This is a genomic window from Pseudomonas sp. BT-42-2 (assembly GCF_025847435.2).
Taxonomy (GTDB): Bacteria; Pseudomonadota; Gammaproteobacteria; order Pseudomonadales; family Pseudomonadaceae; genus Aquipseudomonas; species Aquipseudomonas urmiensis.
Map to the genome: position 1 here is coordinate 21,274 of NZ_JAOYTM010000006.1, position 12,545 is coordinate 33,818.

Here is a 12,545-nt window from a genome sequence, read left to right on the forward strand (position 1 = left end):
CAGGCTACCACTGACTGGCCAGCGCTACTGGTACGCGCAGCGGCGCAATGGGCCCGTCGCGTTGCCCGCACATCTCATCATGCACCACCTGCTGTACCAGCATGCAGGGCACCGGCGGCAAGTCGGCCAGCAACTGCCGCAGCTCGGTAGTGGAGCGCACGCGAACGGGCTGCCCATGGGCATCGCTCAGTGTCACGGGACCGGCGTCGGTCAAGGCGCGCAGTATGTAGAATCCACCCTCCAGCGAGAGCAGTTCCAGCTCCTTTGCAGCGCCGGTAGATACAAGCTGGGTAAGCGCGATCAGGTTCATGGTGTGCCCTCTGGCAGGCGGCGGAAGAACAGGGTGATCTGGCCGATCTCCACGCCCAGTTTGCTCATGCTTGAGCGGTTGATCAGGGTGTCGTCATCGATGAGATACATCCAGTCGTCCAGGTCTACCTGCCAGCGCCGCCCGTCAACCGGCAGGTCTAACTGGTAACGCCAGCGCAGCGCGTTACCCGCCACTTCGCCGCGCGCCTCACCGATCACGTCCCCGGCGGTTCCGCGCCAGCGGCCTGGGCCGTCAGGCACTAGCGTCCAGGTACGCTGCTGGCGTGTGCCATCGCTGTAGAGAAAATGCTCGTCGAGGATCAGCCGCTCGCCTTCGCGGCGGCTGTCGATGCGCACGTGGAAGCGCTTGACCACCTCCCCAGAACGCTTCTGGAACATCCCCCAGGCTTGCACGGGTCGCGAGAAGAACGCCGCCAGGTCCAGCGTTGGTTGCTCCTGGGCATAGTGCTCGACACCGACATTGCCACAACTGCCCAGAAGTAGGCAGACGGCCAGCAGCAGCGCTCGGTACATGTTCAGGTTCCTCGGTTAGCGCCAGCCAGCCCAAGCAGCCGCTGACGCAGTTGTGGGTCCCTGGCCCGCGGATCGAGCCAGATGGCGAAGAACGCCCGGGCAAAGACCGGGTCGGCGATTGCGTGGCTGAGTTTGCCGTCAACGAAGAAACGCACGCCCTGCCCCGGCAGGTACAAGCCAGTGATCCGCATGCCAGGGCGTACGTCCACAAATGCGCGCTCAATTGCCTGGGCCCACGTCGCCCTTCGCTGCGGCGTCATGCTGCCGGCATCCAGGCGCTCCATTTCCGCGAGGCTGGCACCTACCAGCGAGTCCTTGGATAGCTGCCTGTGATACACAATCTCCAGGGCAAAAGGCTGGTTCCAATCATGAACCGGACCCACTGTCCATAATTGGGCGGTGTATAGGCGTAGGCCAAACCAGGTGAAGTCACCCACGCCCAGCTCTCGCCCCTCAGGCAGCTCCGATCTCCAGTCAGCCGCCGTAGCCAGGGCACTGAACAGCAGGCATAGGCAAGTCCATCGAACAGGGTGCGCCATACAGGCCTCGAGCGCCACGAAATACTGTACAATATTATATATTTGTACAACTATTTTACCTTTCTGCATAGATTTTAATGACCAGCGTCTCACCTGAAAATGACGCCGCAGGCATTAGCAGACTCAACAGCGGACAATGGAGAAATCGCTGATGCTGTACATCGTCATGCTCGGAGGTCGACATCCACGAGCCAATATCGAGGTTCACGATGTGCTGTTCGCGCAGGCGGACTCACTCGAGCAGGCGTACCCACAACTGTGCCAGGCTTGGTTCGGCAACCGTGCGGGCCTGCACATCGACTCATGGATGGAAGTCGACGGTATTGACCACTACCGTGTCGAATCCAGTGATGTGGCGCCGGGCCCGGATGACCCACGGCTGTTCTTCATCAATTTTGGTGGCTACGAGGACAGGGTATTTGGCGAAGCCCACCGCTACCTACTGGTGGTGGCCAGGGACAAGGCCGATGCCAAGCAACGAGGTAAACAACGCCTGCAGGCAGCAAGTTGGCTTAAGCCTCATACCGACACGGTGCTGGACGTCGACGACTGCTTGCCGATCGACTGGGTGAACGGCCGATACGTACATTTGATCGAGGGATCGCATAGCGGCTTACGCCAATACAGCGACTATATCCTGCTCTGAGCCATCCCCTGCCCTGCGAACCACGTAGGCAGGCACCAGAGGAGTGAGGCGTGAGCGCGTCACAATCATTGTCCAGTCAAGGGTACAGCTCAATGAGTCTGATCAACGACCTTCACTCACCCGCCAATGTACTGGTCTGCGGGGCTAGCCGAGGAATTGGCCTTGCATTGTGCGCGAACTTGCTGGCACGAGATGACATCGGACTGGTGTTTGCTGTCTCGCGACGTGCAACCCGCAGCCCTGAGCTGGAGACCTTGTTCAAAGACCACCAGCGACGCTTGATTCGCATCGACTGCAACGCCTGTGACGAGCATGCGTTACAAGCACTAGCAGCGCACGTTAGAACCTACTGCGACCAACTGAACTTGGTCTGTTGTACGCTGGGCGTGCTGCAGGAGGCACCGGCACGGGCCGAAAAAGCACTGACCCAACTTGATATGGCGGGGTTGCTAGGTAGTTTCACGACCAACTGTTTCGCCCCTATCCTCCTGCTTAAGCACTTGCTGGCGCTGTTGCGCCGGCAACCGATGACCTTCGTTGCGTTGTCGGCCAGGGTTGGGTCGATCAGCGACAACCAGTTGGGTGGGTGGTACAGCTACCGTGCCAGTAAGGCAGCGCTGAACCAGCTTATGCGTACTGCGAGCATCGAGCTCAAGCGACTAAACCCCGCGTCAACAATACTCGTAGTACATCCCGGCACCACTGACACTCAGCTTTCCCGGCCCTTTCAGAGCAATGTGGCGCCGGGCAGGCTATTTTCTCCCGCCTTTGCCTCCACCTGCATCCTGACGCTGGTTAGCCGTCACGGCCCCACGCAGAGCGGTACGTTTTGGGCCTGGGACGGTACCCCGATCGCTTGGTGACGCTCGCACGCAGGCCTATGGGTAGCAGCATTTCGATGCTTTGATTGCATGCCAGTGTAGGAAGCGATGTGGATATGCGTCAGTTTTCGACGCAGGGCTTGCAGATGCAATTGGCACGATGCTCGGGCAACACGAGCAAAAGGGCATAAAAAAACGCCGACGTTTCCGTCGGCGTTTTTCCTATCGACATAGTGACACATCGATAGCGATGAGGCTGAACAACCCGGCCTAGAGGCTCCTACACCGCTTGGTCACTGCTATGCATGTGTAGGGCATAGGTACCTTTGCCGGGTTGTTCATGAACCTCAAACCAATTACTTGGCCTGAGCTTCTACTTGCGCTTCAACGCGACGGTTAACAGCGCGACCTTCTTCGGTGGCGTTGTCAGCAACCGGACGGGTCTCACCGTAGCCAACCGAATCAACACGGCTGGATTCAACACCGTACTGCTGGGTCAGCACTTGCTTGACAGCGCTGGCACGACGCTCGGACAGCTTCTGGTTGTAAGCGTCTGGACCGACGGAGTCAGTGTGACCTTCAACGGTGGTGGTGGTCGACGGGTACTGCTTCATGAAGTCGGCCAGGTTTTTGATGTCGCCGTAGCTGTTTGGCTTGACGACCGACTTGTCGAAGTCGAACTTCACGTCCAGCTCAACACGTACGACTTCGGCAACTGCCGGGCAGCCGTCGGCGTCAACGGTAACGTTGGCCGGGGTGTCTGGGCACTTGTCGACGTTGTCGCAAACGCCGTCGTTGTCGCTGTCGGAGCAAACTTCAGCAACTGGAGCAGGAGCAGGAGCAGGCTGCTTGCCGCCGCTACCACCGAAGTTCAGACCCAGACCAACGGTTGGGCCCCACTCGGTGTTGCCGTTGTCGATGTTGTACATGGCTTCAACGCCGGCACGGGCGAAGAACATGTCGGTGATGTACCACTTGGCGCCAGCGCCAACGTTGGCGAAGGTGGAGTGGTCGCGGCCGCTACGGGTAGCTTGGCCCAGGCTCTCGTGGGCGAAGCCAGCGGAGACGTACGGACGCAGCGCGTCGCCAACGGTACCGAAGTGGTAGGTGGCGTCCAGCTTGGTTTTGGAACCTTTGATGTCTTTGTTGAAGACTTCGCCACGAGCGTTGTGGGTCTCGTTGTAGCCCAGATCCAGGGAGACGTCGTCGGTCAGGAAGTAACCGAGGCGAACACCAGGATTGGTGCCGTCGTTCTTGAAGTTACGCTCGCTGTCGTAGTACTGCTTGGTGACGTTACCTTCGATTTCGACAGCGCCTTGGCCTTGAGCCAGAGCACCGAACGAAGTAGCAGCTACGAGCGAGCCAATGGCCAAGCCCAAAGTGTTTTTCAATTTCATCCGTTAAATCCCCATCTGGTGATAGTTAAGCGGTCCCACCAAAATCCGGGGGACAACTCGACGGCTAGTCTAGCAGAACTCGCCGGTGGTTAGAGACATTTGCCGGTCACTAAGTTTCAACCTCACCTGCAAATTTCTCTCTAAGCTTGTCGAGCGCACGCTTGTAACGCATTTTGGTTGCGCTCAAGCCCATGTGCATGATATCGGCGATTTCCTGGAATTCCAGCTCTGCGACAAATCGCAGCACCAGGATTTCCCGATCGATCGGATTAACATGCACCAGCCATTTGTCCAGGCCACCCTTCTCTTCGGGCTTTGGAGCCTTGTCTTCAGACGCCTCTTCAACAGGGTCAAGACTAAGGGCATCCATCAGCCTTCGTTTACGACGCTCCTTGCGATACTGGGTGATGCACTCGTTGTAAGTGATGCTGTAGAGCCAGGTCTTGAACTTCGATTTACCTTCGAAGTTCTTCAGGCCGTACAGCACTTTCAACATCACTTCCTGACAGACATCGTCCGCATCCCGGTCGTTCCCAAGGTAACGCGCACAGACGTTGAACAAGGTCCGCTGGTAGCGCCGCATGAGCTCTTCATAGGCGCGAGTAACATGAAACAGCTCCTCATGCGAACGCGCCACCAACTCCTCGTCGGTGAGCTCGCGGGGGTCATAGCGCATGGGCAGCGAGTGAACTTTATTCAAAACGGATCTGGCCGACAGTCAGGTCAATTCGCCGCGCCGCCCCAAAGGGTCGGTTTTTCGCGGCGGCATACATTAACAGCTTTTGTGCGGTTAGCGGCTATCGACTCGCTGCTCGAGCAGTTCTCGATTCGACAACGACACCAGTTCGCCATCATCGGTCAGCAATGTCGTCTTGACCGTGCCGATCTCTTCGATCTGCCCTTCGACCTCTCCAATCCGCACCTGCTGGCCGACTTGATAGAGTTCGCGAACGTAAATTCCGGCCAGGATCTGCCCGGCGATTTCCCGGCTACCCAGCCCCATGGCCAAGGCAACTGCCAGACCAACGGTAATCAAACCGATGACGATGACGTGGTTGAGCAGGTCGGTCTTGACCTCAAGCTGGCTGATGGCCACCGAGATCGCGATCATGATCACCAGGCCCTGGGCAATGCGCCCAACGCCTGCTGCGTATTCCAGGCCAATACCCTCAGCCGCCCCCCGCGTCAGGCCGTTGACCAGTTGCGCCAGGAGCACACCGGCAAGCAGTACCAAGGCTGCGCCAAACACTTTGGGCAGGTACAGCGCAAGCATGTCCAGGGTCGCCGAGACCCGCTCAAGGCCGAGCGACTCCGCCGCCGAGACGAGGAAGATCAGCAGTACGAACCAGTAGACGATCTTGCCGATCAGGGTCGAAATCGGCACCTGGATGCCGACCCGGCTGAGCATCTTGGTCAGGCCGGTGCCACTCATCAAGCGGTCCAGGCCGAACTTGGCCAGCAACTTGGACAGCAACGTGTCGAGCAGCTTGGCCACCACGAAACCGAGCAGCACCACGACCAGCGCGCCGAACAGGTTGGGGATGAAGTTCGCTACCTTGGTCCAAAGGGCGGTCATCGCAGTGACCAGGCTCTGGGTCCAGAGATCGAGTTCCATATTCAATCGGCCTTATCAGCTTTGCTGCCAGCGGCAGCGGTGCGGCGCACCGGCGCAACATGCGCCGAGCCATTGTTCACGGCGATCATCAGCGCCTGGCCCCAACGGCCAAGCAGGCTGAACAGAACGCCGGCACCAACCTGGCGGTTGGCAGTTTTCAGCACGCGCCCCAGGCACGCAGCGTCGTCTCGGTCCTGGCCGGACGGCGACGCGTTGAGCAGGTCGCGCAACGATTGTTCAAACGGATCGTGCATAGGCACCTCGCGCAGTGTCAGTCAAAGACGAGGGCGCCAGGCGATGGGTCACACGGCGCAGCGTGACGATTGTTTCAAAATGCACCATTCACACCCACCGCAGCTTGCGGAACAACCACCACTGGCCCAGCGCCAGGCCCAATACCACCAGGCTGGCGAACAGGAAGCCATAGGGGCTGTCGGCACCGGGGATACCCCCGACGTTGATGCCCAACAAGCCGGTAATGAAGCTCATGGGCAGGAAAATGCAGGTGATGATACCGAAGCGGTACATGGTCCGGTTCATCCGCTCACTGCGCCGCCGGTCTTCGCTTTCCAGGACCAGCGCCGCGCGTTCGCGGGTCAGCTCGAGCTCTTCCAGATAACGGATCAGGCTGTTGTTGAGCTCGTTCCAGTAATCGGCGTCGGCATCGGCGAACCAGCTCCACTTGTTGCGGGAAAGCTGGGCATAGATGTCCCGTTGCGGCGCCAGAAACCGTCGCAAGCCTGCGGCACGTCGACGAATCTGCTGGAGGCTGCCGTGCTCTGGACTATACCGTTCGTCGGATTCGACCTTCTCTTCTTCGATATCGACCAGCTCGGACAGGTCGCTGACCAGGGCCTGGACCTTCTCGGTCAACAGCTCACCCATCAGCAACAGCAGCTCGGACGCCGACTTCGGCCCGCGCCCTTGGTCCAGCAGCTGGAGAATTTCATCGCTGGCACGCAGTGGCCTCAAGCGCAGCGAGATGACCCGCTGCGCCTCGGCGAAGATGCGCACAGACACCATGTCTTCGGGCTCGGCGCCCGGATTGAGGTTGACCCCGCGCAAGAACAGCAACACTTGTTCATTGGCCAACGGCAGCAGACGTGGACGGGTGTTTTCTTCCAGCAGCAGATCGCAGCTGAATTCGCTCAGGCCACTTTCGCGCAGCAACCAGCTGCGGGTCTGCGGATGACTGCGGTCCCAATGCAGCCAGAGGCTTTCCTGCGGCTGCAACTGCAAGCCATCCAACTCGGTCCGAGCGATAGAACGCGCGCCACCTTTGCCATCGAGCACCAGAGCATGGACTAGCCCCCACTGCGCGTTGTCTTCCTCGAACATTCAGGCTCCATCAGCGCGCGCGGCGCATCACTCCGGCATTTTCAGCGGGCTTGGCGAGACCAACACACCGTTGTTGTCGGCATACACGTACTCACCCGGGCGGAAGGTCACCCCGGCAAAGGTCACGTTGACGTTGAGATCACCCAGGCCGCGCTTGTCGGTCTTCATCGGGTGACTGGCCAAGGCCTGGACGCCGAGGTTGGTCTGCGCCAGCACATCGACGTCGCGCACGCAGCCGTAGATCACCAAGCCTTCCCAGCCATTTTTTGCCGCTTTGTCGGCGATCATGTCACCGAGCAGCGCACAGCGCAGCGAACCGCCACCGTCGACTACCAGCACCTTGCCTTTGCCGTCCAGTTCAGCCTGGGCTTTGACCAGCGAGTTGTCTTCGAAGCACTTGATGGTGACGATCTGCCCACCAAAAGAGTCGCGACCACCGAAGTTGCTGAACATCGGCTCCAGCACCTGGACCAGCTCGGGGTAGGCATCGCACAGGTCGGGCGTTACGTAATGCTGCATGGGAAAGCTCCTGTCAGGCACAACGAAAACATGGGTTGAGTGCAAGGCTACACCGGGGACGGTGTCGCAGTCATCCGGGACCGAGCAGTCAGATTGATTGGCGCCGCATCGCGGGGCAAGCCCGCTCCCACGCCAATTGCCTGGCAGGACGATTGTCGTCTCATCGCGAGGCGAGCCCGCTCCCACGCCATTATCCTGCGAGTCTAACCGCGTGGGAGCGGGCTTGCCCCGCGATGAGGCCACAACAGCCACCCCACGCTAAACCGCTGGCACCACCTGCGAAACCGCCACAGCCCCGTGCACCTGCGCCAATGGATCGCGCAGCCACCCCTCCACCAACGGCCACACCTGCTGCTGAGCGGCCTTGCTGACCAGCATGTCGACGTGGCCGAACGGCTCGAAGCCCTCTTCGCGCCCCAACCGCAGAAACTGCTTGCGTTCGCCGCCCAACTGGTCGAACAACTTGCGACAGGCCCACACCGGATCCTGGAAATCGCCCGCCCCGGCCACCGCCAACACCGGCACATCAACCTGCGCCAAGCCGGCCCACCAGTCGCCGTCCTTGCCGCCAAAGCGGCCGAACAAGCCATGCCAGCGCATGCTTTCCAGCGCCAGGCCGATCGGTTCATCTTCCGGACCACGCTTGAGCCGCGAGCCGGAAATCTGCGCAAAGCGCTTGAGCACCAGGCGCGCGCCCCACTCCACCGTCGGCACTTTCAACGGCCAATAGACGCGGCTGACCTGGGTGCCGAAGAACGCCGCACTGGCGACCCGTTCCGGCTCCAGATAACCGCCACCCAAGGCCGCAGCCAAGGTAGTGCCACCCAATGAATGGCCAAGCCAATGCGGTGCCTGGCCGGCTTGTTCCTGCACGAACGCAGCAATCAATGGCAGGTCATAGCGGGCATAGTCGGCCACCCGGTTATGGCGCCACTGGCGGTTGCGTGGCGACAAGCCATGGCCGCGCATCTCCGGAATCCACACATCGAACCCGGCACGCGCCAGAAAGGCGCCCAGGCCCACGCCCTTGGGCGAGAACCAGAAGCGCCGATTGGAAAAACTGCCATGCAGAAGAATCACCGGCACGCCCGGGCCACGGCTATGGTCGGCTAGCCCCAGGCGGGTCACGGCCAGTTCGACGCTCGGGTCGGGGCTGTTGCCGGCCTTGATCCGATATACGTCTTCACTGAGATCGCCGCGGCGCTCGGCACTTTGCAGGGCCACGGGGAAAAGGGTGCTGCTGCTTTGCATAAGGTACTTGTATGAAAAAGGGCGCGAACCATCACTGGAACTCGCCCCGAAGAACACGGGCGCAGGCACGCGAAGGTGCCTGCGCATTGGCTGGATCAGGCTGCGCCTTGGCCTTCGGCCAGGAAGAACCAGGTCTCGAGTACCGAGTCCGGGTTCAGCGACACACTCTCGATGCCCTGCTCCATCAGCCACTTGGCCAGGTCTGGATGGTCCGATGGACCCTGGCCGCAGATACCGATGTACTTGCCAGCCTTGTTGCACGCCTGGATGGCGTTGGCCAGCAGCTTCTTCACGGCGGGGTTACGCTCGTCGAACAGGTGAGCGATGATCCCCGAATCGCGGTCCAGGCCCAGGGTCAGCTGGGTCAGGTCGTTGGAGCCGATGGAGAAGCCGTCGAAGTACTCAAGGAACTCTTCAGCCAGGATGGCGTTGGATGGCAGCTCGCACATCATGATCACGCGCAGGCCGTTGTCGCCACGGGCCAGGCCGTTTTCGGCCAGCAGGTCGACGACCTGGCTGGCTTCGCCCAAGGTGCGCACGAACGGCACCATGATCTCGACGTTGGTCAGGCCCATCTCGTCGCGCACACGCTTGAGTGCACGGCACTCGAGCTCGAAGCAGTCACGGAACGACTCGCTGATGTAACGCGAAGCGCCGCGGAAGCCCAGCATCGGGTTCTCTTCTTCCGGCTCGTACAGCTTGCCGCCGATCAGGTTGGCGTATTCGTTGGACTTGAAGTCCGACAGGCGCACGATGACCTTTTTCGGATAGAAGGCCGCAGCCAGGGTGCTGATGCCCTCGACCAGCTTCTCGACATAGAAACCGACCGGGTCGTTGTAGCCAGCGATACGCTTGTCGACGCTCTCTTTGAGCTCCGCTGGCAAGCCTGCGTAGTTGAGCAGTGCCTTGGGATGCACGCCGATCATGCGGTTAATGATGAACTCCAGGCGCGCCAGGCCGACACCGGCGTTGGGCAGCTGGGCGAAGTCGAAAGCGCGGTCTGGGTTGCCGACGTTCATCATGATCTTGAACGGCAGGTCAGGCATGGCATCGACCGAGTTCTGCTTGATGTCGAAGCCCAGTTCGCCTTCGAAGATGAAACCGGTATCGCCTTCGGCGCAGGAGACGGTAACGCCCTGGCCATCCTTGAGCAGTTGGGTGGCGTTGCCGCAGCCCACTACAGCCGGAATACCCAGCTCACGCGCGATGATCGCCGCGTGGCAAGTACGCCCGCCACGGTTGGTGACGATGGCGCTGGCGCGCTTCATCACCGGCTCCCAGTCTGGGTCGGTCATGTCGGAAACCAACACGTCGCCTGGCTGGACCTTGTCCATCTCGGATACGTCGTTGATCACCCGCACCTTGCCGGCGCCGATGCGTTGACCGATCGCGCGGCCTTCGACCAGCACGGTACCCTTCTCTTTGAGCAGGTAGCGTTCCATGACATTGGCGCTGGCGCGGCTCTTCACGGTCTCAGGACGGGCCTGGACGATGTACAGCTGGCCGTCATCACCATCTTTGGCCCACTCGATGTCCATCGGCCGCTGGTAGTGCTGCTCGATGATCATCGCCTGCTTGGCCAGCTCGCTGACCTCGGCGTCGGTCAGGCAGAAGCGCGCGCGTTCGGCACGGTCGACTTCGACGGTCTTGACCGAGCGACCGGCCTTGGCCTCGTCGCCGTAGATCATCTTGATCGCCTTGCTGCCCAGGTTGCGCCGCAGGATGGCCGGGCGGCCGGCCTGCAAAGTGTTCTTGTGCACGTAGAATTCGTCAGGGTTGACCGCACCCTGCACCACGGTTTCGCCCAGGCCATAGGCGCCAGTGATGAACACCACGTCGCGGAAGCCCGACTCGGTGTCGAGGGTGAACATCACACCGGCAGTGCCCGTTTCCGAGCGGACCATGCGCTGCACACCCGCGGACAAGGCCACCAGCTTGTGGTCGAAGCCCTGGTGCACGCGGTAGGCGATGGCGCGGTCGTTGAACAGCGAGGCGAACACTTCCTTGGCGGCGCGGATCACGTTGTCGACGCCGCGAATGTTCAGGAAGGTTTCCTGCTGGCCGGCAAAAGAGGCGTCCGGCAAGTCTTCGGCAGTCGCCGAGGAACGCACCGCGACCGCCATGTTGTCATTGCCGGCGGCCATGGCAGCGAAGGCTGTTCGGATTTCCGAATCCAGGCGCGCGGGGAACTCAGCTTCCATGACCCACTGGCGAATCTGTGCGCCGGTCTTGGTCAGGGCATTGATGTCATCGACGTCCAGCGCGTCGAGCGCGGCGTGGATGCGGTCGTTCAGCCCGCTCTGCTCGAGAAAATCGCGGTACGCCTGAGCCGTAGTGGCAAAGCCGCCCGGCACCGAAACGCCGGCACCGGCGAGGTTACTGATCATCTCGCCCAGGGATGCGTTCTTGCCCCCCACATGCTCCACATCATGGACGCCGAGCTTATCGAGGGAAACTACGTACTCTACCAAGGTGATCTCTCCACTAACTGTGTTGGAAAAGCTCAAAGGGCGCCCGCCTGCCTGAATTGACTGGGCCGGACGCTTGTGGCCTGGACCTGGAAAATAAGTGAGAATGCCGACAGCCGCATTCGGCAAACCGAACTTATCATATCCAAGAAACGTCATCAGCTTAAGGCCTAGGGTGCAAATGAAACGAACCGCGTTTTTCATCTCCGACGGCACCGGCATCACTGCCGAGACCCTGGGTCAAAGCCTGCTCGCCCAATTCGATAGCATCGGCTTCAATAAATTCACCCGCCCATACATCGACAGCCCTGACAAAGCGCGGACCATGGTCCAGCAAATCAACGCTGCGGCCGAGCGTGACGGCGTGCGCCCGATCATCTTCGACACCATCGTCAACCAGGACATTCGTGAGATCCTGGCGACCTCCAATGGCTTCATGATCGACATCTTTTCGACGTTTTTATCCCCGCTCGAACAAGAATTGACTGCCCATTCGTCGTATTCGGTGGGTAAATCCCATTCGATCGGCGGCAATTCCAACTACATGGAGCGCATCGAAGCGGTCAACTTCGCCCTGGATAACGACGACGGCGCCCGCACCCATTACTACGACAAGGCCGACCTGATTCTGGTGGGTGTCTCGCGCTGCGGCAAGACCCCAACCTGCCTTTACATGGCGATGCAGTTTGGCATTCGTGCGGCCAACTACCCGCTGACCGAGGATGACATGGAGCGCCTGCAGCTGCCGGCGGTGCTGAAGAAGCATCACAACAAGCTGTTTGGCCTGACCATCGACCCCGATCGTTTGACCGCCATTCGCCATGAGCGCAAGCCCAATAGCCGCTATGCCAGCTTTGCCCAGTGCGAGTTCGAGGTGCGCGAGGTGGAGAATCTGTTCCGCCGAGAGAACATTCCCAACATCAACTCGACGCATTTTTCGGTGGAAGAGATTTCGGCGAAGATCTTGGTCGAGAAAGGGGTTGAGCGGCGGTTCAAGTAACCACTGAGGTTGGCGCGACCGCGGGAGAGCAAAGATTCAAGCAAGCCAGCAGGTTTCTCGAAGTTGCGTGGGAGCGGGCTTGTCCCGCGATAGCGTCAGTGAATTCTG

14 protein-coding genes are annotated in these 12,545 nt (G+C 60.3%); 3 read left to right on the forward strand and 11 right to left on the reverse strand.

The window, feature by feature from the left end:
• Positions 1–4 precede the first annotated feature (4 nt).
• From OIU19_RS04735 to OIU19_RS04745, 3 genes are read right to left on the reverse strand one after another with little or no spacing between them, the layout of a single operon-like run.
• Complete coding sequence (locus OIU19_RS04735) at positions 5–310, reverse strand: DUF6482 family protein (protein WP_264233750.1); 306 nt, start codon at positions 308–310, stop codon at positions 5–7.
• Positions 307–843 (reverse strand): DUF3833 domain-containing protein, encoded by a 537-nt coding sequence (locus OIU19_RS04740; RefSeq protein ID WP_264233751.1) that lies wholly within the window; start codon positions 841–843, stop codon positions 307–309. The genes OIU19_RS04735 and OIU19_RS04740 overlap by 4 nt, the downstream gene beginning before the upstream one ends.
• A 2-nt stretch (positions 844–845) precedes the next feature.
• Positions 846–1,382 (reverse strand): chalcone isomerase family protein, encoded by a 537-nt coding sequence (locus OIU19_RS04745; protein WP_264233753.1) that lies wholly within the window; start codon positions 1,380–1,382, stop codon positions 846–848.
• Positions 1,383–1,533: 151 nt separating this feature from the next.
• Between OIU19_RS04745 and OIU19_RS04750 the strand changes: the two genes are divergently transcribed.
• On the forward strand, positions 1,534–2,028 hold the full coding sequence (locus tag OIU19_RS04750; RefSeq protein WP_264233756.1) for a DUF1543 domain-containing protein: 495 nt from the start codon (positions 1,534–1,536) through the stop codon (positions 2,026–2,028).
• A 92-nt stretch (positions 2,029–2,120) separates the two neighbouring features.
• Complete coding sequence (locus tag OIU19_RS04755) at positions 2,121–2,891, forward strand: SDR family NAD(P)-dependent oxidoreductase (RefSeq protein WP_264233758.1); 771 nt, start codon at positions 2,121–2,123, stop codon at positions 2,889–2,891.
• Positions 2,892–3,205: 314 nt separating this feature from the next.
• Here OIU19_RS04755 and OIU19_RS04760 read toward each other — a convergent pair whose 3' ends face one another.
• From OIU19_RS04760 to ppsA, 8 genes are all read right to left on the reverse strand, one after another.
• A complete protein-coding gene (locus tag OIU19_RS04760) occupies positions 3,206–4,246 on the reverse strand; it encodes an OmpA family protein (RefSeq protein ID WP_264233760.1) in 1,041 nt (346 codons plus the stop codon).
• Positions 4,247–4,355: 109 nt separating this feature from the next.
• Positions 4,356–4,922 carry an RNA polymerase sigma factor SigX gene (gene sigX / locus OIU19_RS04765; protein WP_372353289.1) on the reverse strand — a complete coding sequence of 189 codons (567 nt, stop codon included), beginning with the start codon at positions 4,920–4,922 and terminating at the stop codon, positions 4,356–4,358.
• A gap of 114 nt (positions 4,923–5,036) precedes the next feature.
• Positions 5,037–5,861, reverse strand: coding sequence for a mechanosensitive ion channel domain-containing protein (locus tag OIU19_RS04770; RefSeq protein WP_186557262.1), 825 nt, complete (start codon positions 5,859–5,861; stop codon positions 5,037–5,039).
• A gap of 2 nt (positions 5,862–5,863) precedes the next feature.
• Positions 5,864–6,115, reverse strand: coding sequence for a CrfX protein (locus OIU19_RS04775; protein WP_186557263.1), 252 nt, complete (start codon positions 6,113–6,115; stop codon positions 5,864–5,866).
• Between the two features lie 88 nt (positions 6,116–6,203).
• Positions 6,204–7,199, reverse strand: a complete 996-nt coding sequence (locus OIU19_RS04780) for a zinc transporter ZntB (RefSeq protein ID WP_264233763.1) — start codon at positions 7,197–7,199, stop codon at positions 6,204–6,206.
• A gap of 27 nt (positions 7,200–7,226) precedes the next feature.
• Complete coding sequence (gene rraA / locus OIU19_RS04785; RefSeq protein ID WP_264233765.1) at positions 7,227–7,718, reverse strand: ribonuclease E activity regulator RraA; 492 nt, start codon at positions 7,716–7,718, stop codon at positions 7,227–7,229.
• 258 nt (positions 7,719–7,976) lie between these two features.
• The gene (locus OIU19_RS04790) at positions 7,977–8,969 is read right to left on the reverse strand and encodes an alpha/beta hydrolase (protein WP_264233767.1); all 993 of its coding nucleotides are present in this window, start codon (positions 8,967–8,969) and stop codon (positions 7,977–7,979) included.
• A gap of 95 nt (positions 8,970–9,064) precedes the next feature.
• On the reverse strand, positions 9,065–11,440 hold the full coding sequence (ppsA, locus tag OIU19_RS04795; protein WP_186557267.1) for a phosphoenolpyruvate synthase: 2,376 nt from the start codon (positions 11,438–11,440) through the stop codon (positions 9,065–9,067).
• A 178-nt stretch (positions 11,441–11,618) separates the two neighbouring features.
• On the opposite strand from ppsA, the gene OIU19_RS04800 reads away from it, so the two are divergent.
• Positions 11,619–12,437, forward strand: coding sequence for a pyruvate, water dikinase regulatory protein (locus OIU19_RS04800; protein WP_186557268.1), 819 nt, complete (start codon positions 11,619–11,621; stop codon positions 12,435–12,437).
• Positions 12,438–12,545 lie beyond the last annotated feature (108 nt).

Excerpts from the sequence above, each read along its gene's own strand:
- OIU19_RS04735 (WP_264233750.1), bottom strand. The coding sequence starts at position 310 with ATGAACCTGATCGCGCTTACCCAGCTTGTATCTACCGGCGCTGCAAAG.
- OIU19_RS04740 (WP_264233751.1), bottom strand. The coding sequence starts at position 843 with ATGTACCGAGCGCTGCTGCTGGCCGTCTGCCTACTTCTGGGCAGTTGT.
- OIU19_RS04745 (WP_264233753.1), bottom strand. The coding sequence starts at position 1,382 with ATGGCGCACCCTGTTCGATGGACTTGCCTATGCCTGCTGTTCAGTGCC.
- OIU19_RS04750 (WP_264233756.1), top strand. The coding sequence starts at position 1,534 with ATGCTGTACATCGTCATGCTCGGAGGTCGACATCCACGAGCCAATATC.
- OIU19_RS04755 (WP_264233758.1), top strand. The coding sequence starts at position 2,121 with ATGAGTCTGATCAACGACCTTCACTCACCCGCCAATGTACTGGTCTGC.
- OIU19_RS04760 (WP_264233760.1), bottom strand. The coding sequence starts at position 4,246 with ATGAAATTGAAAAACACTTTGGGCTTGGCCATTGGCTCGCTCGTAGCT.
- sigX (WP_372353289.1), bottom strand. The coding sequence starts at position 4,922 with ATGCGCTATGACCCCCGCGAGCTCACCGACGAGGAGTTGGTGGCGCGT.
- OIU19_RS04770 (WP_186557262.1), bottom strand. The coding sequence starts at position 5,861 with ATGGAACTCGATCTCTGGACCCAGAGCCTGGTCACTGCGATGACCGCC.
- OIU19_RS04775 (WP_186557263.1), bottom strand. The coding sequence starts at position 6,115 with ATGCACGATCCGTTTGAACAATCGTTGCGCGACCTGCTCAACGCGTCG.
- OIU19_RS04780 (WP_264233763.1), bottom strand. The coding sequence starts at position 7,199 with ATGTTCGAGGAAGACAACGCGCAGTGGGGGCTAGTCCATGCTCTGGTG.
- rraA (WP_264233765.1), bottom strand. The coding sequence starts at position 7,718 with ATGCAGCATTACGTAACGCCCGACCTGTGCGATGCCTACCCCGAGCTG.
- OIU19_RS04790 (WP_264233767.1), bottom strand. The coding sequence starts at position 8,969 with ATGCAAAGCAGCAGCACCCTTTTCCCCGTGGCCCTGCAAAGTGCCGAG.
- OIU19_RS04800 (WP_186557268.1), top strand. The coding sequence starts at position 11,619 with ATGAAACGAACCGCGTTTTTCATCTCCGACGGCACCGGCATCACTGCC.